The 22,325-nt window shown below is 30.7% G+C and carries 17 protein-coding genes and 1 tRNA gene; 9 read left to right on the top strand and 9 right to left on the bottom strand.

Annotated elements, in window-relative coordinates; genetic code table 11:
- Positions 1–51: 51 nt before the first annotated feature.
- Both AC2GW8_RS10240 and AC2GW8_RS10235 read left to right on the top strand, forming a co-directional pair.
- A complete protein-coding gene (locus AC2GW8_RS10240) occupies positions 52–444 on the top strand; it encodes a hypothetical protein (RefSeq protein ID WP_440879778.1) in 393 nt (130 codons plus the stop codon).
- A gap of 137 nt (positions 445–581) precedes the next feature.
- Positions 582–1,010 (top strand): hypothetical protein, encoded by a 429-nt coding sequence (locus AC2GW8_RS10235; RefSeq protein ID WP_440879777.1) that lies wholly within the window; start codon positions 582–584, stop codon positions 1,008–1,010.
- 432 nt (positions 1,011–1,442) lie between these two features.
- On the opposite strand, the gene AC2GW8_RS10230 is transcribed toward AC2GW8_RS10235, so the two are convergent.
- Positions 1,443–1,886, bottom strand: coding sequence for a hypothetical protein (locus tag AC2GW8_RS10230; protein ID WP_440879776.1), 444 nt, complete (start codon positions 1,884–1,886; stop codon positions 1,443–1,445).
- Between the two features lie 526 nt (positions 1,887–2,412).
- Here AC2GW8_RS10230 and AC2GW8_RS10225 point away from each other — a divergent pair.
- A complete protein-coding gene (locus AC2GW8_RS10225) occupies positions 2,413–2,859 on the top strand; it encodes a RidA family protein (protein WP_440879775.1) in 447 nt (148 codons plus the stop codon).
- Positions 2,860–2,929: 70 nt separating this feature from the next.
- On the opposite strand, the gene AC2GW8_RS10220 is transcribed toward AC2GW8_RS10225, so the two are convergent.
- Positions 2,930–3,011 (bottom strand) — tRNA-Leu (locus AC2GW8_RS10220).
- A gap of 389 nt (positions 3,012–3,400) precedes the next feature.
- Here AC2GW8_RS10220 and AC2GW8_RS10215 point away from each other — a divergent pair.
- On the top strand, positions 3,401–4,792 hold the full coding sequence (locus tag AC2GW8_RS10215; protein WP_440879774.1) for a dipeptidase: 1,392 nt from the start codon (positions 3,401–3,403) through the stop codon (positions 4,790–4,792).
- A gap of 57 nt (positions 4,793–4,849) precedes the next feature.
- On the opposite strand, the gene AC2GW8_RS10210 is transcribed toward AC2GW8_RS10215, so the two are convergent.
- The 3 genes from AC2GW8_RS10210 to AC2GW8_RS10200 all read right to left on the bottom strand — a co-directional run bounded on the left by AC2GW8_RS10210 (position 4,850) and on the right by AC2GW8_RS10200 (position 7,744).
- Positions 4,850–5,422 (bottom strand): hypothetical protein, encoded by a 573-nt coding sequence (locus AC2GW8_RS10210; protein ID WP_440879773.1) that lies wholly within the window; start codon positions 5,420–5,422, stop codon positions 4,850–4,852.
- 175 nt (positions 5,423–5,597) lie between these two features.
- Positions 5,598–6,284 (bottom strand): response regulator transcription factor, encoded by a 687-nt coding sequence (locus AC2GW8_RS10205; protein ID WP_440882203.1) that lies wholly within the window; start codon positions 6,282–6,284, stop codon positions 5,598–5,600.
- Between the two features lie 86 nt (positions 6,285–6,370).
- A complete protein-coding gene (locus AC2GW8_RS10200; RefSeq protein WP_440879772.1) occupies positions 6,371–7,744 on the bottom strand; it encodes a sensor histidine kinase in 1,374 nt (457 codons plus the stop codon).
- A gap of 283 nt (positions 7,745–8,027) precedes the next feature.
- On the opposite strand from AC2GW8_RS10200, the gene AC2GW8_RS10195 reads away from it, so the two are divergent.
- The 3 genes from AC2GW8_RS10195 (at position 8,028) to AC2GW8_RS10185 (ending at position 12,883) form a co-directional block, all read left to right on the top strand.
- The gene (locus tag AC2GW8_RS10195) at positions 8,028–9,932 is read left to right on the top strand and encodes a DUF3858 domain-containing protein (protein WP_440879771.1); all 1,905 of its coding nucleotides are present in this window, start codon (positions 8,028–8,030) and stop codon (positions 9,930–9,932) included.
- A 106-nt stretch (positions 9,933–10,038) separates the two neighbouring features.
- Positions 10,039–12,045, top strand: a complete 2,007-nt coding sequence (locus AC2GW8_RS10190) for a DUF3858 domain-containing protein (RefSeq protein ID WP_440879770.1) — start codon at positions 10,039–10,041, stop codon at positions 12,043–12,045.
- A 151-nt stretch (positions 12,046–12,196) separates the two neighbouring features.
- On the top strand, positions 12,197–12,883 hold the full coding sequence (locus AC2GW8_RS10185; protein ID WP_440879769.1) for a lysoplasmalogenase family protein: 687 nt from the start codon (positions 12,197–12,199) through the stop codon (positions 12,881–12,883).
- Between the two features lie 19 nt (positions 12,884–12,902).
- Here the strand turns inward: AC2GW8_RS10185 and AC2GW8_RS10180 are convergent, their stop codons facing one another.
- From AC2GW8_RS10180 to leuS, 4 genes are all read right to left on the bottom strand, one after another.
- Positions 12,903–13,766: an acyl-CoA thioesterase gene (locus tag AC2GW8_RS10180; RefSeq protein ID WP_440879768.1), complete on the bottom strand. Its 864-nt coding sequence runs from the start codon at positions 13,764–13,766 to the stop codon at positions 12,903–12,905.
- Positions 13,767–13,843: 77 nt separating this feature from the next.
- A complete protein-coding gene (locus tag AC2GW8_RS10175) occupies positions 13,844–15,052 on the bottom strand; it encodes a GNAT family N-acetyltransferase (RefSeq protein ID WP_440879767.1) in 1,209 nt (402 codons plus the stop codon).
- A gap of 80 nt (positions 15,053–15,132) precedes the next feature.
- Positions 15,133–15,870 carry a hypothetical protein gene (locus tag AC2GW8_RS10170; RefSeq protein ID WP_440879766.1) on the bottom strand — a complete coding sequence of 246 codons (738 nt, stop codon included), beginning with the start codon at positions 15,868–15,870 and terminating at the stop codon, positions 15,133–15,135.
- A 471-nt stretch (positions 15,871–16,341) separates the two neighbouring features.
- Positions 16,342–19,155 (bottom strand): leucine--tRNA ligase, encoded by a 2,814-nt coding sequence (gene leuS, locus AC2GW8_RS10165; RefSeq protein WP_440882202.1) that lies wholly within the window; start codon positions 19,153–19,155, stop codon positions 16,342–16,344.
- A gap of 370 nt (positions 19,156–19,525) precedes the next feature.
- Here leuS and AC2GW8_RS10160 point away from each other — a divergent pair, with 370 nt between their 5' ends.
- Both AC2GW8_RS10160 and AC2GW8_RS10155 read left to right on the top strand, forming a co-directional pair.
- The gene (locus AC2GW8_RS10160; protein ID WP_440879765.1) at positions 19,526–20,818 is read left to right on the top strand and encodes an aminopeptidase P N-terminal domain-containing protein; all 1,293 of its coding nucleotides are present in this window, start codon (positions 19,526–19,528) and stop codon (positions 20,816–20,818) included.
- A gap of 135 nt (positions 20,819–20,953) precedes the next feature.
- Complete coding sequence (locus tag AC2GW8_RS10155) at positions 20,954–22,324, top strand: alanine/glycine:cation symporter family protein (RefSeq protein WP_440879764.1); 1,371 nt, start codon at positions 20,954–20,956, stop codon at positions 22,322–22,324.
- Position 22,325: the final 1 nt, after the last annotated feature.

Genomic DNA, 22,325 nt, shown 5'->3' with positions numbered 1-22,325 from the left:
GTTTTTTAGGGCAACTCCTATCTTATTGTAAACCATAATTTAGCATTTAAAATGAAAGAGTTTGAAATAATTAAAAAATTGATGAAAGAGTTTGAGGACTCTGATTTAACAATTAAAGAATTACAAACTAAAATTCAAAAAATTACTAATAAAAAAATTGATGAGTATGTTTTGAATAATTATTGGAGATCAGAAACTTTAGATAATTTTATAAATAAACTAATATCAAACAAAAATTTTGATTTTTCAAAAAAGCTAGAGGATTCGGAGGCTCTATTGTTGATTGAAGAAATAATGAACAATGTGCATGACGACATAATTATTGAAAAAAATTCAAGAATACTTGAATATAATTATTCAAAACCAAGTGGATTAATATCCGATTTGATTTTTGAAGAAGATATAAATAACTGTAATATCATCTTAGAAAAATTAAAAGAATAGATAAGTTCGCATTTCTCTTAAAGTAAATAATGGTAATTTTTAAAAAACTAGAACCTTTATGTCTTAGAAATATAAATATTTGAGAAGTAAAGGATATACTTTACTAGATAATGGTTTAATGGTCAAACAATAATAAAATGATAGATGATATAGGATATGACACCTTTTTTAAGGATTGTGATGAAGTATTTAAAGATTTTTTAGCAGGTTATGGGTTTGAAGATATAGGAGGAGATGAGGAAGATTATGAAAAATTCTACAAAAGCAAGTTTTGGATATTAGAAATTAATATGCTTTGTAATTTTCCTCACATAGGAGTATGTAGAATATTTAAAAGTACTAGAGAAGAACATATTAAAGGGAGTATCCTTGAAAAAATCTTACAAATCAATTTTTCTGAATCTAGTAAAATTTATAATAAGCATCTAAAATTAAATACTTTTAAAACATATAAAGGAGAAATGATGTATGTTCGAGAAAAATTAGAAAAATTTTACAAACCTATCCTTACAGGAGAATTCACTTATGAAGATTATAAAAAGTTTGAGACTTTAGAGGAAAAATAGTAAATAAATCTAAACCTCTTTCAAATGCGGCTTATCAAAGAGTTAGAAAGATATATTGTCATTAAATGATTTAATGGTTGAACAATAATTATATGGGTTTAGATAATAATGCTTTTTTTGAAGATTGAGAGGAAGTGTTTAAAAAATTTTTAAAAGGTTATGGATTTAAAGATATAGAAGGAAATTAAGAAGAGTATGAAAAGTTCTATAAAAACAAAACACTTTAAAACACTAAAAACAAAACACATATTACTCTCTCTAAAAAATAATATCAGTCTCATATTTTTTCGGAAAATACACCAAAAACTATTGATTTCAGGTATCAACTACTATTGTCATTTCAAAAAATCGTATGATTCTAAAATGAATACATTACTATCCAAACAACTCCTTCTTAACTTAAACAAAAAGAAAAACAATGTTTGTCTTTGTTCATTTCATTATTCTTATCCAAATTTCCTTATTTCCTTTTCCAGATAACGCCCCCTCATTTACCTCATCAACAATATCTGTTAACTCAAAAGTATTTTCATTTGGGAAATGTACCCATCCGTACTTTACAACTTTTCCATTCGAATGCATAACCATGCGATCATCTCTTAACTCTATATTCGTTGGTGTTTTTTTATTTAATTCTTTAGATCCCCTATCCTCAATAACAAATGGAAATTCATAAATACCATCTGCCTTTACCTCTAAAGTTTTTTTCTTTTCATACCTATTTTCATTTAATACCATTCCATTTTTATCATACACTTTATGTAGCCTCCACATGCCAAAAATGAGTTCTTTATTTTGATCTGTTACTTTTTCACTATCATCACTACATGATGTAATAAAACTTAACAGCCCTAAGGTTACAAATATTTTTTTCATGTTTTTTAATTTGAATGTTTTTGTTTAAGTATAAATAAAATCAGTAAAGTAACTCATTGATTTTAATATAGATTTCAGTGTTACCAACACTGAGCTACCTTGCTTAATTTTCTAATTTTTTGAAAAATTTCTCATATATTAATTAACTCAAATATATAAACTAGTATTACTAATCAAAAGCGCTTCTAAATTCTTTTTTATACTCAAAACCCTGAAAATCGTTCCCCTATTCCCCTTATTCTTTTTACAAAATTTATTTTTCAAACACATCATTTAAAAAACGATAAATAGATCAGTTTACGGAATTTCATTAACCTTCGATATAACAACATTTTCTCTTTACCCAACAACTAAAACGTAAAAAAAATGCATAAAAAACCATCTTATTAGTTTAAGTTAAAATTGTTAAAATTTTAAATTCAAAAAAAACAAAAAACTATATTTATTGTTTGAAAAACAGCATATTATGAACACTTCCATTTATTTTTATAGCTTTTTACTAAGTTTATTTCTTTCTTCGTGTGATATGAAAAAGAACACAGAACTCAAAGAAAATCAAGATCAAAATGCCACTTTAGAAAAAAAAGAAGCTGCACAAAAAACCGTATATATAGACCCTGGAAGTACCTATAGTTATGCTACCATTGCACCTAAAAATGCTCAAATGATATATGTATCTGGAATCAATGCTCGGGGAGAAAATGGCGAAGGCTTGAACTTAGAACAACAATTACAAAAGATTTTTAAAAAATTAGATGATATATTAAAAAAAGCAGGCTCTAAGCCAGAATGCATTACTATGATCAAGCAATATACTACACGAATGGACAATGAGTTCTTCGATATTTTCTTACGGGAAAGAGGTAAATTTTTAAAAGGAAGCAAACCCGCAAGTGCCCTAATCCCTATGGCCAAAATACCTGGAGGCATTATTGATGTAGAAATTGAACTTGTTTGTTACAAATGTGAATAATCCTTTTAAAGACATAAACTATTTGACAATATAAAAAAAGCTTTAGAAAAAATCTAAAGCTTTTATTTTGTACGGGCGGAGAGACTCGAACTCTCACACCTTGCGGCACTAGATCCTAAGTCTAGCGTGTCTACCAATTCCACCACGCCCGCGTATACTAAAATTGTGCGTGCAAATATACATAAACTATTCAAATATCAAAGCTATTTTTAAAACTTTTACAGCACACCTCCATACCTCACTGTAAATCAAAACATATCAATAATTCAGAAAGCTCTCTAACGAGAGCTTTCCTTTAGAATCTATCTCAAACCCTTCTAAGATTAGAAAATAGAATATTAATTCAAATCAAAATAAGTACCTTTTTTATATAACTAATCTAATCAATAATCATTCCTAAATTTTAGATATGATATTTTACAATAAGATAAACGTATATACACCCTGTATTTATGAAACAAAAGCAATAAAAAAGTCACATCTTTTTTGAAAAAAGAATTCAAAAAAAATCTGTTAACTTAGCGTACTTAATTAAATTACAATGCAAACTATTCAAGAATATATAAGCAATCATAAGCAACGTTTTTTAAATGAACTCATCGAGCTCCTTAAAATCCCTTCTGTTAGCGCTGATCCTGCCTTCAATCAGGATGTACTTAATACAGCCGAAAGTATAAAAGATAGTTTGGAAAAAGCTGGCTGTGATAAAGTTGAAATATGTGAAACCCCTGGCTATCCAATTGTTTATGGAGAAAAAATAATTGACCCTACACTCCCAACAGTTTTAGTTTACGGACATTATGACGTACAACCCGCTGATCCAATTGACTTATGGGACTCTCCTCCTTTTGAACCCGTAATTAAGAAAACCGATATACACCCAGAAGGTGCTATTTTTGCAAGAGGTGCCTGCGATGATAAAGGTCAAATGTACATGCATGTAAAAGCGCTGGAATATATGACCCATACTGGTAATTTACCCTGTAATGTAAAATTCATGATTGAGGGAGAGGAAGAAGTAGGCTCAGAAAGTTTAGCTTGGTTTGTACCTAGAAATAAAGAAAAATTAGCGAATGATGTCATTTTGATCTCTGATACAGGAATGATCGCAAACAATATTCCTTCAATTACCACAGGATTAAGAGGATTAAGTTATGTTGAAGTTGAAGTCACTGGTCCTAATAGAGATTTACATTCTGGTCTTTATGGTGGGTCGGTAGCCAATCCGATTAATATTTTAACAAAAATGATTGCTTCTTTGCATGATGAAAACAATCATATTACCATTCCTGGGTTTTATGATAATGTTGAAGAATTATCGAAATCGGAGCGAGATGAAATGGCTAAAGCCCCTTTTTCTTTAGAAGCATATAAAAATGCTTTGGCTATTGATGATGTCTATGGTGAGAGTGGTTTTTCTACCAACGAGAGGAGTTCTATTCGACCTACTTTAGATGTGAATGGAATTTGGGGAGGCTACACTGGTGAAGGGGCTAAAACTGTTATTGCAAGTAAAGCCTATGCTAAGATTTCAATGCGTTTGGTACCCAACCAAGACTGGAGAAAAATTACCGAATTATTTAAAGCCCATTTTGAAAATATTGCTCCAGCAAGCGTAACAGTAAAAGTAACTCCTCATCATGGAGGACAAGGATATGTAACTCCTGTAAATAGCGTTGGCTATAAGGCTGCAAGTAAAGCGTATGAAGAAACATTTGGGGTAACTCCAATTCCTCAAAGAAGTGGAGGTAGCATTCCTATTGTCGCTTTATTTGAGGAAGAATTAAAGAGTAAAACTATTTTGATGGGATTTGGGTTAAATTCTGATGCTATTCACTCACCCAATGAACATTTTGGTGTTTGGAATTATTTAAAAGGTATTGAAACCATTCCTTACTTTTATAAATATTTTACAGAGTTAAATGCAAAATAAAACTATAAAAAGTCCCATTTTTTAAACATACGAAAATGGGACTTTTTTCTTCGTTCCTTACTTCACTTTAGTCGTTTTTTCATAATAACGCTTTGCCCTCTCATACTCTCTTTTCGCATGCGCTAATCTTCTCTTTGCTACTTCTTTTCTAGCGTCATTAGCCCCCTTCATAGCTTCTCCATTAATTACATATTTAAGTTCTTCGCCAATAGCTTTTAATTTTTCTTGAAAACCTTTTGAAATCATTTCTTTATCAGCATAAATTCTAACATGTCCCTCACTTAATTTACAACTAAAAGCCTCTTCTTTATTTTTAACTATTGTCCAAAAAGTAGTTTGATTGGTATTAGAAAATTTTAGATCTTTAAATTTCATCTGAAGAAAATCTCTTACATCAGCTGTAATCTCATCATTAAAGGAAGCTTTAAATTTATACGTGGTTTTGTTACTTTTAACTGAAATAGAACTCGAACCATTACACTTACTTTTATTTAACGTACTATTACTAAAGTAGCTCATACTATCCGTGTTCCCATAGTTTTCAGTTAACGATTGGGCTGATTCCTTCTTTTTTTGAGCTGTTGCCATTATAATGGCTAAAAAAAACACTAAACACATTGCATTTCTCATAATTATCGGTTTTAGAATTATATATTGATTTATGATATTAAAATCATTATTCCTGTAAAACAGTACAGAAATTATTTTATGTTGTATATCAATCTTAAACAGCTGGTTAAAAAACCAAAGAATGTTCAACAGTAATTATTTACATCAATTAAAAATGATTAATACTATTTTATTTTTAAGAAATTTTAAATTCAAGCCCTACACCTCTTATGCTTTCAATTTTAATAGAAGCATCTTCTTTAAAATATTTCCGAAGGCGACTAATGAATACATCCATACTTCTTCCTGTAAAAAAATCATCAGCCTTCCAAATGGCTTCTAATATTTCATTTCTTTTTAGCAATTGATTTTTGTGTTCAAATAAAAACTGAATTAGTGCTGCTTCCTTTTCTGTTAACCGTTGGATACTATCCTTATATTTTAATTCAAGCCTAGTTTTAAAAAATTGGTATTTCCCAATACTAAAACTGGTATTTGATGGTGAATCAACAGCTTTCTTTTGTGTTCTTTTAATGATGTTTTGTATTCGCAAAATAAGCTCTTCTGCTTCAAATGGCTTTATAATATAATCATCTGCTCCTAACTTCAACCCTTTAATTTTGTCTTCTTTGTGATTCCGAGCCGTTAAAAAAACAAAAGAAATTTCAGGATTATACTCAATTACTTTTTCGGCTAATGAAAATCCATCCAATTTAGGCATCATTACGTCAAAAACACAGATATCAAAATGGCTTTTGTGAATTCTTTTCAAAGCCTCCTCTCCATCTTTAAGCCAAATAACATGAAATTCATGTAAGCTTAAATATTCTTGTAAAATGTTACCAAAATCAAGATCATCTTCTACTAATAAAATCGTTTTCATTTGTTTATTATTTATTACTTCCATTAGATCAAATTTTGTTTATAAATAACAATCCGTTCATCATCGATGCCTTTGTATAATTTACTTTATTCAATTGGAATTTTAATAATTAGTATTGTTCCTTTAGAAACCTCGCTTTTTAAATTAATATATCCTCCATGAGCTTTAACAATTTGATCTACATAATACAATCCCAAACCCAATCCTTTTATGTTGTGAACGGTTTGATTCGCTATTCTATAAAATTTATCAAATACCTTTGCTTGATCATTTTTGGCAATACCAACTCCATTATCTTCAATTATAATTGCAAATTCTGTGTTTGATTTTTCTGTAGAAACACAAATTTTACTAGCTCCATACTTGGTTGCATTTTCCAATATATTAAGTATCGCAGTATTAAATTGAAATTCATCTAACACTAGTTTCGTACTTTCAGAATGAAAATGGCTTACAATACTGATGTTATTATGTTGCAAACAATAATCATTCAATAAGTTTTCTAACCATATTTTAGCATCCATCTCTTTTTTTTCAAGCTGAATACTTTCAAAACCTAAAGAATCATTAACCACCTGATCAACAAGTTTTTGAAGCCTTTTTCTTTGCCTATCTATAGTTGCTACAGTTGATTGAAATTTAGCTTTACTATTTTGAATAGCATTTGTTTGTAATGTTTTAGTAGCAATACTCAAAGTGGCTAAAGGGGTTTTAAGTTCATGGGTTATGTTATTAACAAAGTCCGTTTTTATATCTGCATTTCTTTTTTGTTTTATAACCGCATAAAAAGCATAAGTAAACAACATAATAATCATTGAGATGGAACCAAAACTTGCCAAAAGCACCCAAAACATACGTCTTAAAACCTCAATTTCCCAATTTTTCACATCAATATAGCTACTTGTTGTAATTTCAAAACCCCTATTTTTATTTACTAAATCCATTCTATTGTCCTTTTGCTTAGAAGAACTCATAGATGACCATTCACCTGTGTTCACATGATATCTCGTATCATTATTTAATAAATCTCCAAAAAGCAATACAGGCTCATTTTCGGCACTCACCAAAGTATCTTTTCCCAACTTATTAAAAACAATAGCGCTAGTGATATTTTTTTGATAAGATATAGGAAACGTAAGCTTTTTAGTTTCAATTTCTTCAGCAAAATAACTTTTAAATCTTTCATTTAAACTATCTCTTTTTTTATAAAACTGTACACGTAATTGCTCAGCTTGAATTACATTATCATCGCATTGAGATAAAGCACCCTCAAACATTTTTGCATATGTGTCATCCCATCTATCAATTTTTTCTAAAAACTTTAATTCTTGTTTTATTTCTTTAAAAAAAATATCACGTTGTAACTTAAAGGTATTTTTAATTAAAGCATATTGAATTGCAGACAAAACAATTAGTGCTAAAGCAGAAGCTATAATTAATATTTTGATTTTCGTTCTCACAATTCAAAAGTATTGTAAACTTTATTGAATAAAGCTATAATACAGTCTCGTTAACCTATCATTAACCATTAAACTAACTTTTAACATAATCAATTATTCAAAAGAAGAAATGAATTGTAAACTTATTTTAAATCAAATCATACAACTTATAAGCACTTCATTTTACCAATCAAGAATAACATTTAGACCCTAAGTATAGGAATGTCTTTTAAAACCACAAAAAAAACTTTAACACTTTTATTTTTTTTTATAAATTCGCAATCTTATTTCATTAATTAATTGCATGAAACCCTTTTACAGAGCTATTTTTGTTTTGTTATTCTTACATAACACTGTTTTTTCTCAAGATACCGAATTAAACGTAAACCTTATTTCTGAAGAATTTAAAGCCAATGCCGATGCGGTTTTGAGACTTTCTGATAAAATTATAACAGTCGCTGAAGTTGATAAACTAATAGTATCTAACAAAAGAATCGTAACAGTTCTTAACAAGAGAGGTAATAAGCATATCAGAGCTTTTGAATACTATAATGAAGATACTAAAATTAAAAAAATATCAGCAATTATTTATGATGCTTCAGGAAATAAAATAAAAAAATACTCAAAAAATGATTTTAAAGATATTAGCGCAGTAGAAGGCGGGCAATTATATTCAGATTCAAGACTGAAATATTTGGAACATACCCCGATATCTTATCCATATACAATAGTGTTCGAATCAGAATATCAAAACTCCTCTACAGCATTTATTCCTAAATGGATTCCACTAGAAGATTATAGAATTTCCGTAGAAAAAAGTGTTTTTTCTTTAAAAAACCCAAGGAATATAACTCTTCGAAAAAAAGAAGAAAATTTCACAGGCTATTCTATTAAAAAAGAAGAAAACGAACAATTTTTACAATATAGTTTAAATGATCACATAGCTATAAAACATGAAAAAAAAGCGCCTTCTTTATACAGCACTACTCCTTTCTTAAGGCTGGCTTTAAACTCTTTTTCTCTTAAAGGAGTTAAAGGAAAGGCTAAAAACTGGACTGAATTTGGAAATTGGATCTATACAAACTTATATGAGGGAAAAAATGAATTGTCTATAGCAACCATTACCAAAGTAAAAGAGCTTGTGAAAGACCTTAAAACAGTAGAAGAAAAAATCAAAAAAGTATACGAGTTTGTCCAAAATAAAACACGTTATATTGGGGTTCAAATTGATATCGGAGGATGGTCACCAATAACCGCTGATAGGGTAGATATATCAGGCTATGGAGACTGTAAAGGTTTAACTAATTATACAAACGCATTACTTAAAGCCATCGGAATATCATCTTATCATGTTATTGTTTTTGCTGGTAAAAAACGAAATATTGATACCGATTTTTCATCTATCGAAGGAAATCATATGATTTTAAATATACCTATCAAAGGTAAGGATGATATATGGTTAGAGTGCACAAGTCAAACAATGCCTTTTGGTTTTTTAGGAGATTTTACTGATGACCGGGACGTACTAGTAATTACACCTGAGGGAGGGATCATTAAAAGAACCCCGAGCTATAAAAACTCAAGTTTTCAAAATACCTTAGCACAAGTGAAACTTCTAAAAAATGGAAACTTGACGAGCTCATTAACTGCAAAATCTACGGGAACCCAATATGACAATAAGTTCTACGTTAAAGATTATACGCAAAAAAAACTTAAGAAGTACTATAAAGAATATCGTTGGGATTACAATAATAATCTAGAGCTAGTATCAGCTGAATTCAATAATAATAAAGAAACTGTTGAATTTACTGAAAAACTAGAACTTGCCATAGATAATTATGCAACTGTAAGTGAAACTAATTATTTGTTTAAGCCTAATGTTTTAAATAGAAACACTAGTATTCCAGATCGCTACAGAAACAGGAAAATGCCTTTAAAATTATACCATAGCTTTACAGATAAAGATGAGTATTTAATTGAAATTCCTGAAGACCATCAAATAAACGAACTACCTAAAGGTAAAGAAATTAAAAACAAATTTGGCTACTATAAAGTAGCCTTCGAAAAGATGGGTAATAAATCTATTAAATACACTCGAGAGTTTTCTTTAACCGAAGGTATTTTTTCTAAAGAAGATTACTCCTTATACAGAAAGTTTATAAAATCCGTAACTCGCCACGACAATCAAAGAATAGAACTTACGAAATAATACATATCCTAAAATTGTTTGCTAAGCCATAGGAAAATTATAGAATTTTTAAAATCAATAGTTTTTATAGCAAAACGTAAGCGCAAATTATAAAAATTAAAAACACATGAAAAAATCGATTGCCTTTATAGTATTGTTAATTTCAGCTTCTCTCTTTTCTCAAGAAATTAAATTTGGAAAGGTATCTAAAGATGCGCTGATGCAAGTTAAACACCCTATTGATTCAACAGCTAATGCATCATATTTATATAAAAAACGAAACACTTATTTCAATTATGATAAAGGTGAGGGCTTTGTTGTAATAACAGAATGTCATGAAAGAATTAAAATATATTCTAAAGAGGGCTTTTCAAAGGCGACTAAAAAAATATCATTTTATTCTCCTGAGTCAGGAAATAAAGAAAAGGTTATCATAGAAAAGGCTTATACATTTAATATTCAAGATAATAAACCTAAAAAAATCAAAGTTACCTCGGAACATATTTTTAAAGAAAAGTTAAATAAATACTACTCTGAGAAAAAAATTACCTTTCCTCAAATTAAAGAAGGAAGTATTCTTGAATTAAAATACAAAATTATATCGCCTTTTTGGTCTATAAGAACTTTAAATTTTCAATACAATATTCCTGTAGATGTTCTTGACTACCAAGTCAAAATACCAGAATACTTTATATTTAATAAGCGTTCAAAGGGCTACTTTTCAGTTCCTATAAAAGAAACTTCTTACAGAAATAGTATTAATTTTCAAACAAAATATAGAAGTAACGGTTATACCAACACTACAAGTTACCAAAACAATCAAGTAAGCTATACGGGGAATAAATATACCTTCAATGCAAAGAACATACCTGCTATGAAGGACAACGAACCTTACGCTGGTAACATTCAAAATTACAGAGGAGGAATGGAATTTGAACTTTCTGGAACAAGGTTTCCAAACACTCCTTATAAAAATATGGCAACCTCTTGGGAAGAGGTGAGCAAAGAAATATTCGAGTCTAATAGCTTTGGTGAGCAATTAAGCAAATCTAGTTACTATAAAGACGATATAAAAACTATTTTAAACGCAACAAAAACAAGTAATGAAAAAATAACTGCTATTTTCAATTTTGTTAAATCCAAAATAACTTGGAACGGGTACTATAATAAGTACACTGAAAAAGGAGTTAAAAAAGCTTATAAAGAGGGGGTTGGTAATACTGCAGAAATCAATCTTATGTTAACTTCAATGCTTCGGTATGCTGGTCTTACAGCCAATCCTGTATTGGTAAGTACCAAATCTAACGGTATTCCTATTTTTCCTACACGACAAGGGTTTAATTATGTTATTGCTAAAGTCAATTTCATGGATGGAAAATCTGTTTTACTTGATGCCACAGATAAATTTTCTGTTCCTAATATTTTACCCCTACACTGTCTAAATTGGCAAGGAAGAGAAATTAGAAAAAACGGAGTTTCGAACACAGTCCCCTTAATCCCCGATAATCAAACTCAAGAACTAAATCAATTAAATTTTGTTATTGATAGTGATTTATCTATAATTGGAAATTATCGAAAAACTTATGACAGGCATAATGCTTTAATATTTAGAAGTAATAATGAAAGTAAAAAGGAGGATGAAATAATTAATGAACTAGAGAATAATTATAACATTGAGATTATTAGCTTTAAAGATAAAAACCGATCTGATCTTTCAAAGAAACCAACTCGTTCATTTAAATTTACATCTGAAGATTTTATTGAAGAAATAGGTAATAAAATTTATTTTAACCCTATGATTTTCCTAACTAAAAGGAAAAATCCTTTTAAAACTGAGGAAAGAAATTACCCTATAGACTTTCTGATACCATGGCAAGAAAAATTTTCAGCAACAATTAAAATTCCAGAAAACTACAGTATTGAATCGGCTCCAAGTTCAATTGCGATTGGCTTACCAGAAAATATAGGCGTATTTAAATATAGAATTCTTTATGAAAAGGATAAAATAAGAGCTGAATGCTTGTTACAAATGAATCAACACGCGATACCTCCTACTTACTACAAAACAACAAAAAGTTTTTATAAACAAATTATTGAAAAAGAGATGGAAAAAATTGTACTTATCAAAAATTAAATCATAAAAAAAATCATCAAACAACATTTAATAAAAAAATAAAATCTTTTTTGTGTTTTTAGATATTTACGCATTATAATAATCAAAATATTTGTTACATTTAGATTTTAGTACCTTCCTAAAATTTCAATTTACTCGCTATATAAAAAAGATGTCAATAAAAAATGAACTTTATATGATAATGGAGGAGTATGGATACACCTTACTCTACTTAACAATATCTTTACTTTCTTTTATTTTTATAGATAATGACTCTACCATAGAGCTTATTTTAAAGCTTCTTTCGATACTTTCATTAACTTTTATGTATCTAAATAAGACTAGAATAATAAATTATTACTATCTGTTAGTTCTTTTATTTTCAATGGCCTCAGATGCCTTTCTTATTTTTTCCGAAGACTTTCTTTTTATAGGCTCCCTACCCCTTATTGCTAATCGATTCTTATATATTATTATTGCAAGCAAGGCTATAATCCAAACGAAATTAAAGTTTTTAATTTTTTATCTTTTTTTGTCTCTTTTGGTTTTTATTGTTATTTACACAATTTTGAAACCTTACATACAAGAAATAGTAGAAATTTTTATTGTTATGGGCCTATCTTCTGTAGTCATGGTTTTATTTTCCTATATCAATTATCTCAATAAGATGAATCGTCGGAATAAACTGTATTTCATAGGATTGTTTCTCCTTGTTTTTGCAGATATTTTAATGACTTTCAATAACTTCATCGATTATGACATAATGTATGTATTTTCCTATACTTTTATATACTATATAGCACGTTATTTGATTTGCGATTCTATGATTATAAACCTAAAAAAATCTACTAAAGGCTAACCCTATCCCCGATGCTCTTCTATTTAATAGGCCTTATAAGACCTTCTTGAGCTATGGAAGCTATTAATTTGCCATCGCGAGTATATATATTTCCTCGTGAAAAGCCTCTTGCACCAAAAGAGTTTGGACTTTCAACAGAAAACAGTATCCAATCACTAAAATTAAAATCTCTATAAAACCACATAGCATGATCTAAACTTGCCATTTGAGTATTTCCAAAATGAGCTTTACTTGCATTTGGATAGAGACAGGCAGTTAGGATATTATAGTCTGATATATAAGCCAAAATTTGCTGTTTTAGCGATAGCTCTATATTTTCTCGACTTCCCTTTAGCTTAAACCAAACATCAACAACAGGAGGTAAATCTTCTTTAGTTAAGGGATTTATAAGCTGGACGGGCTTAAACTCAATGGGGCGTTCAATACCCAAAAAATGCTTCATCTTTCTGGGAATAAAAGTACCATATTGTTTTACAATACAAGACCAACTTAATAATTCCTCTGGTTGCTTTACATTTACTTTCATTGGCATTTGATGCTCATACCCTTTTTCTATTTTATGAAAGGAACATGATAAAATAAACATTGTTTTTTTATTTTGAAATGCGGTCACACGCCGTGTTGAAAAACTACCACCATCTCTGATTTTCTCAACACTGTAAGTTATTGGTAACTTCAGGTCTCCTGGTTCTAAAAAATAAGAATGTAATGAATGTAAAACTCTTTGTTTTGGAAGAGTACGATAAGCGGCATTTAAAGATTGAGCCACTACTTGTCCTCCAAATATATTTAAACTACCAATATCTGTGCTCGTTCCTTTAAAACAATTATTTCCAACATCTTCCAAAATTAGCAATTTTAATAAGTCTTCTCTATCTCTCATTTTTTTATAATAAAAGGTATTATACAACAAAAAAGCTGTTAAAACCTACATAACAACCACTTAAACATCAAATAGAATTATTTAACAAGTACTGACTTAAAAGGGTATTTTTGATTAAAGCCTGTTGGTTTAATCTTTTTCAAAAATAAGCTAAGTATTTTATTCGGTAAATGCTTCCTATGTTTCAAATAAATGGTCATTTCTTCTGGAGTTGCTCCTACAGAGCTTTTTATTTCACTGGCAGTTCTACCAAAGTTAATTTGTTTTACCTTTCTTTGAATCGCTATATCAACATAATCATAAAGCATTCTTTGGTAAATAGCTAGTTCTCTATTTAAGTCATAATCTATTCCAACAAAATGGGCATCTAATATATCCTTTTGGTTAATAACACCTGACATAAACCCAACTAATTTGGTTCCCAGCCAATATCCCTTTAAAATATAATATTCACCAAGATTTTCTTTTAACGTTTTATAAGTTATCAAATTGAAAGCACCTAAATTAAAACTCGCCTTATTCGATACTTTTTTATAAAGTTCAGTCATTTGTGGAATTATGGAGTCCAAGTCTTTCAATTGAATATCAGCTATATGTAACCGTTCACTCTTCAAAAGCGCTTTTTTTGCTTTTACTCTAAATTTTGTTTTCATAGCCAAGAGATAATCTTCAAAGTCATTCCATTCTTTATTTATTTTCATCACCATGTTAGGCGCTACTTTGAAGTCATAAAATCCATCTGATTTTAGTTCGTCGGTAATAAAAGTTGACTCTTTAGTAAAATCTTTTATCATATAAACATCGATCTCTTCGTTTAGTTCTTTTTTAGAATTAACTAACCCTGCGATCGCTTTTGAAAATTGCTTAACTATATTTTTTTTATCCTGATCTGATCGAATAAAAACGCCATGTTCTCCCGTTACAAAAGTATTTCCACAAGTAAGAACTTTTAATGGCTTTCCTTGGGGAAGGATTCGAAGATTCCTAGCAATACATTTGAGGTATTCGAAAATAGTTTGAGTGTCATCCTGAAAACTATCTGAATAAAAATCAATGACTTGAATTACAAAAAAACCTATATAGTTACCCAATTCATTACTTAAGACAATATAAGCAAATTTAATTTGTGGATTATGCGTCTCCAAAGCAATTAAATAACTTGGATGAAAATAAAGATTATTTTTACACTTTAAATCCTCATAAACTTTATTAGGAATAGCATCAACCTTTTCGTAATAATTTACATGAGAAGCTGATAAGTCTTGATTACATGAAAAAAAGCTCACTAATTTTATTTTTGTGTAAAATTAAGAAAGTTTTATTAAGTGATAAAAGTCTAATCGAATTCAATTAACTATTTACATAGTTAAAACTGCTGTTTTATTTTTCGAATGGTTGATGAGCTGAGGTAAAATAGATAAAAACCAGACAGAATAGTTAGCAAGCCTAAAATTGAAAATACCCTTAACATCCAATTTGTAATTTCATCCCTAGTCTCAAAATCCATAACATGTAACATCCATAGAAAATCAAATCGTCTCCAATTATTATTTCTCACTGTGGTTATTTTTGCCAATTCTGGATGAACATACACCTTTGTATCTGTTTCGTGTTCTAACTTAACGATATACGCAGGTAATGGTTTTCCTCGATATTCATGATGCTTACTTACCGTGTTTTTTAAGAGTTCCGTATTTTTTACAGGAATAGGCTCGTATAATCTACTTTCTACAAAAGTAAGTACCTCTTCTTTTGTTAGTTCGTTGCGTAAACGATACGTTCCATGAGATAACGCTATTAATCGTGTGCCTTTCTCGTTAGAAACTCGAAGGATGCTATCCTTACCAAGGATAACACCTTGTATTTGATCTCCTTTAAAACCTTCTTTAAGCTCCAACAAATCCAGACATCTAACCAAAGATTGACTTACCTTAAAACTAAAACTCTTTTCTGATTTATCCAATAGGGTTTTACCATGAACATCATTCATATTGTTCCAGCTAAAATAAAGGCCTCCAAGTGTCCAAAATAAAAATTGAACACCAATAAATAATCCTAAATAACGATGTACTTTTCTCGTGGTTAAATGAAGTTTTCGTGACATTTTTTTGGTTTAATTATTATGTTCTATGAATTTAACTGATCTCTTTCATACTTTTTCTAGAAGACATAAACTTTATTGCGACTTGTGTTTTTTAAGTCTATTTCTTTTTCCATTAATGAAAAAGAAACAAAAAATCTAGTCTTAACCATGCTACACTCAAAAATAATCAATCTCGAACCTAAATTAAAATAACTCACTATCATTCAAACAGATTTTAATTTTAATGGTTCTTACCTAGTTATTTTTGGATTACCTGCTTATGACAATATAACTTTTTTACTCCGAATTATTAGAACAACAGGAATTCAACATTCTGTAGCAAAAAAGCCATTGCAAATTTTTACAATGACTTTTTCTTAATTTTATATAATAGTTTGTTATTTCGACTAATAAAAAGAAATCGTCTAAATTATTAGAGGATCGGTTTAAAATATGTCCTTTAAATCAATAACCTCTCAAGTGAAATAACTTTTACCCAACAATATTGATAATCTTTCCAGGCACAATAATCACCTTTTTTGGTTCTCTTCCTGCGAGTTGTTGCTGTGTTTTTTCATGAGCCATTACTGTTTTTTCAATATCCGCTTTACCCATATCCAATGGTAAATTCAATTTGAATCGCATTTTACCATTAAATGACACAGGATATTCTTTTTCAGATTCAACCAAATACTTTTCTTCAAATATTGGAAAATTTGCAAAAGCAATAGATTCTTGGTAACCTAACTTGCTCCATAATTCTTCTGCGATATGCGGTGCGTAAGGTGAGATCAAAACTAATAACTGTTTCAATATTTCTTTATTCCTACACTTTTGTGCCGATAATTCGTTCACTGCAATCATAAAAGTAGAAACCGATGTATTAAAAGAAAAATTCTCGATATCTTCTTCTACTTTTTTAATGGTTTTATGTAATGTTTTTAAACTTTCTTTGCTTGCTTCTCCTTCGGTAACTTCGAAATTATCATTGTTATGAAATAATTTCCATAATTTTTTCAAGAATGAATATACACCTGAAATGCCCGAAGTTTTCCAAGGTTTAAATTGCTCTAATGGTCCTAAAAACATTTCAAACAAACGTAAACTATCAGCGCCAAACTCTTCGCAAATATCGTCTGGGTTAACCACATTAAACCAACGTTTAGACATTTTTTCTACCTCTCTTCCTACAAGATATTTCCCGTCTTCTAATTTAAAATCTGCATTCGCAAATTGAGGCTGCCAATTCTTAAGCTTCTCTATGTTTAACTCATCAGATGAGTTGATAAGCTTTACATCTACGCGTAGCGCTTCTGTTTCATATTGATCTTTTAAGCCTGCCGAAACATAGGTATCAGTTCCAGAAACTCTATAAACAATTGCGGAAGTTCCTAGAATCATTCCTTGGTTGATTAGTTTTTTAGCAAACTCATCAACAGGTAAGAAACCTCTATCAAATAAAAACTTTTGCCAAAAACGTGCATATAACAAATGTCCTGTAGCATGCTCAGAGCCTCCAATGTATAAATCAACATCTTTCCAATATTCAACCGCTTCTTTACTTACAAACGCACCATCATTTCGAGCGTCCATATAACGGTTAAAGTACCAAGAACTCCCTGCCCAACCTGGCATGGTATTTAACTCTAATGGAAACACCGTTTCGTTATCAATTAGCTCATTGCTTACTACTTTATTTTCAACGCTATTCCAAGCCCATACCTCAGCATTTCCTAATGGCGGTTTTCCATCTTCAGTAGGTAAATACTTTTCCACTTCAGGTAGTACGATTGGTAAGTACTTTTTATCAATCATTTGAGGCATTCCGTCTTTGTAATACACCGGGAATGGCTCTCCCCAATAACGTTGACGACTAAATACCGCATCGCGTAAACGATAGTTTATTTTTCCGAAACCAAAACCGCGTTGCTCCATTTCATAGATCACGGTTTTCATTCCTTTTTTATAATTCAATCCATTTAGGAAATCAGAATTCGCTAAAACTGTTTTTCCTTTATCAGCAAAAGCTTGCTCCGAAATATCAACATCTTCAAAAATATTTGGAATATCTAATCCAAAATGCTTTGCAAAATCGTAATCGCGTTGATCTCCACAAGGAACTGCCATTACCGCACCTGTTCCATAACTAGCTAACACGTAATCACCAATCCAAATTGGCACTTGCTTTCCTGTAAACGGATGTAAAGCATAGCCTCCAGTAAATACTCCTGAAATCGTTTTAACATCTGCTAAACGATCGCGTTCCGAACGCTTTGCTGTAGCCTCAACATAGGTTTCTACAGCTTCTCTCTGCGCATCAGTAGTAATCTTAGCTACCAGCTCATGTTCTGGAGCTAATGTCATAAAAGACACTCCAAAAATAGTATCAGGACGTGTCGTAAACACGTCAATATTTGCATCATAACTGTCTACTTTAAAAGAAACCATCGCTCCTTGAGAGCGACCAATCCAGTTGGTTTGACTATCTTTTAACGGCTGTGGCCAGTCTATTTTATTCAATCCATCTAACAAGCGTTGCGCATACGCTGTAATCCGCATTGACCATTGTGTCATTTTTTTACGCACGACTGGGTGTCCACCACGTTCAGAAACACCGTTTACAATTTCGTCATTTGCCAGCACGGTTCCTAAAGCAGGACACCAGTTTACTTCCGTATCTGATAAATACGTTAAACGATATTGTAATAAAATTGCTTGTTGTTCAGTTTCAGAAAAGCTATTCCACTCTTCTGCAGAAAAACTTTTAATATCCTCCTCAGAAACTGCATTCACTTTTGCATTCCCCTCTTTTTCAAACATTGCAACTAATGTTGAAATATCTGCTGCTTTGTCAGTATCTTTATTGTACCAAGAGTTGAATAGTTGAATAAAAATCCACTGTGTCCATTTATAGTATTCAGGATTAGAAGTACGTACCTCACGAGACCAATCAAAAGAAAATCCGATTTTATCTAACTGACCTCTATATGTTTTAATATTAGTTTCTGTAGTAATTGCTGGGTGCTGTCCTGTTTGAATTGCATATTGCTCAGCAGGCAATCCAAAACTATCATATCCTTGAGGGTGCAATACATTAAAGCCTTTATGACGCTTATAACGCGCATAAATATCACTAGCAATATAGCCTAGTGGATGTCCAACATGTAATCCAGCTCCTGATGGATAAGGAAACATATCTAACACATAATACTTTGGTTTATCAGAATTATTTTCAGCTTTAAATGTACCGTTATCAGCCCAGTACTTTTGCCACCTTGCTTCAATTTCTTTATGATTGTATTGCATTTCTGTAACTTCTTGTTTTAAAGGAAGCAAATTTACGGTTATTTACCTATTATAAAAGAATAAGGCATAGCATTTCTATGATTCTCCTTATTTTTTAATTCCTTAGGAAAAGAACTCCATTTCAGAATAGTACAATATTCCTTGTTGAAACATTTTTATGTTTGATGGCAAGTCAGTCGTCACTTACTAAAATTTATAAAAAGCTTTCTTATTATGATAAAAAAATTACTCACTATTTTATAGCTTAAAACCTCAGTTAATATTACTCTATATAATATATTAAATAAAATATTCGCATTTAGCTACAAACACTCATTAGTATTTTAACTAATTTTGAAACGGGAAGTTTCTAAATATTAAAAACGTACGTATGAAATATCAACCTATTAATAGCAATCTTTTTAAAAGAAATCGCAAAAATTTCATGTCTCAAATGCAGGGTAATAGTTTAGCCGTATTTAATTCAAATGATATTTATCCTGTGAGTGCCGATAGTACATTGCCGTTTGAACAACACCGAGATATTTTTTATTTAAGCGGCGTAGATCAAGAAGAAAGTATCTTAGTTCTATTTCCGAGTTGTCCAAAACCACAGTATCAAGAAATTTTATTCTTAAAAGAAACGAATGCGCATATAGCCATATGGGAAGGCGAAAAATTAACAAAAGATAAAGCTTTTGAAGTAAGTGGAATTAAAACTGTTTTTTGGCTACAAGACATGGAAAAGGTAATGCGAGAACTAATGAGTTACGCTGATACTATTTATATAAACACAAATGAGCATTACAGAGCTGTTGTTGAAACCGAAACAAGAGAAGATCGATTTACTTCTTGGATTAGAAATAAATATCCAGCACATTCAATCGCTAAAAGTAATCCTATTTTACAGAGATTACGTTCCGTAAAAGATTCTATAGAAATTGATTTAATGCAAAAAGCCTGCGATATAACAGAGAAAGGATTTAGACGTATTTTAAATTTTGTAAAACCTGGAGTTTGGGAATATGAAATTGAAGCTGAATATATTCATGAGTTTGTAAAAAATCGCTCTAAAAAATTTGCATACACTCCAATTATAGCATCTGGTAACAATGCTAATGTTTTGCATTATATAGAAAATAATCAACAATGTAGTGAAGGAGAACTTATTTTAATGGATGTTGGTGCTGAATATGCAAATTATTCTGCTGATATGACAAGAACCATTCCTGTATCTGGTAAGTTCACAGATCGACAAAAAGCCGTTTATAATGCAGTTCATAGAGTAAAAAATGAAGCTACTAAAATGTTAGTTCCAGGAACCATCTGGGCAGATTACCATGTTGAAGTCGGTAAAATAATGACATCTGAATTATTAGGTTTAGGTCTTTTGAATAAAGAAGATGTTCAACATGAAAACCCTGAATGGCCTGCTTACAAAAAATACTTTATGCATGGTACCTCTCATCATATTGGTTTGGATACACACGATTACGGTTTACTTCATGAGCCAATGCAAGCTAATATGGTTTTTACAGTTGAGCCAGGTATTTATTTACCTGATGAGGGCTTTGGGATTCGACTGGAAGATGATGTTGTTATTAAAGAAAACGACACGCCGTTTAATCTAATGAGAAATATTCCTATCGAAGCTGAGGAAATCGAAGAGCTAATGAACTCGTAATAAAGAGTAAAATATTTTCAATAAAAAAAATGGATCATATGATCCATTTTTTTTGCTTTATGTAAGTAATATTTGAGCAAAATATGAAAGTCAGATTATTTATTATTCCGTAATTTGGCGAAAAATTAAAGCAGTATGTATTTATCTTTACAAAACATTGTATCTGAATTTTCCCAATGGGTATGGGGAATTCCGTTATTAATTTTGTTAATTGGAGGAGGGTTGTTTCTCTTTTTATATTCTGGGCTGGTTCCTTTCAGGTATATGAAGCATGCAGTCAATGTTTTAAGAGGTAAATACGATAAACATGATTCACCAGGAGATTTATCACATTATGAAGCTTTATCTTCTGCTATAGCAGCAACAGTAGGTATGGGGAATATTAGTGGCGTTGCTATTGCTATTGCTTCTGGAGGACCTGGAGCAATATTTTGGATGTGGGTGAGTGCTTTTGTCGGAATGGCAACTAAATTTTTCACTTGTAGTTTATCTGTAATGTATAGAGGAAAAGATGAAGATGGTAATGCTAAAGGAGGCCCCATGTATGTGATTACAGAGGGATTAGGTGAAAAATGGAAACCTTTAGCTGTATTTTTTGCCTTTGCAGGTTTATTCGGCACACTACCAGCGTTTCAAGCTAACCAATTAACGCAAACTTTAGTTGATGTTTTTCAAGTTAAAGCTACAAACATTGATACCGTAAAATTTTGTTTAGGTGTAAGTATTGCCTTAATTACAGGAATGGTAATTTTCGGAGGTATAAAAAGAATAGGAAAAGTAGCAGGTAAGTTAGTCCCTGCTATGGTAGTAGTTTATTTAATTACCGTACTCACCATTTTGATACTAAAAGTCGAAGAAATTCCTTCCATCTTTTCTCTCATTTTTACAGATGCATTCTCAGGAAAAGCTGTTGTAGGTGGTGCACTTGGTACCCTTATCATTACTGGTGTTAAAAGAGCTGCTTTTTCAAATGAAGCTGGTTTAGGAACAGCGCCTATGATGCACGGAACTGCAAAAACAGACGAGCCTATAAGGGAAGGATTAGTAGCAATGCTAGGGCCTGCTATTGACACACTTTTGGTCTGTACATTAACTGCTTTAGCTATTTTGGCTTCAGGGGTATGGCAAAACTTTAATGGCAATGGTATTTCGTTAACGCTTGTTGCCTTTGATAGCGTGTTACCATCTAATATAGGCAGCATCATTATCACAGTTTGTGTACTAATTTTTGCTTTCTCTACCTTGTTCACCTATTCATTCTATGGATATAGTTGCTTAAGCTATTTATTTGGTGTAAAAATCGGAAAGTACTATAACTACATCTACATAGTAACAATTATAGTAGCTTCAATTATAAAGTTAGACTTTGTTATAAACGTGATTGATAGTGCGTATGCATTAATGGCGATTCCTACGTTACTTTCAACGTTAATTCTAGCTCCCAAAGTAAAAAGAGCTGCTAAAGACTATTTTAATAGACTGAAAGAAGGAGCTTTTAATCATTAGC

Source organism: Tenacibaculum profundi (genome assembly GCF_057162725.1).
The sequence above is the reverse complement of the archived record's forward strand: the minus strand, read 5'-3'. Positions and strand labels throughout refer to the sequence as shown.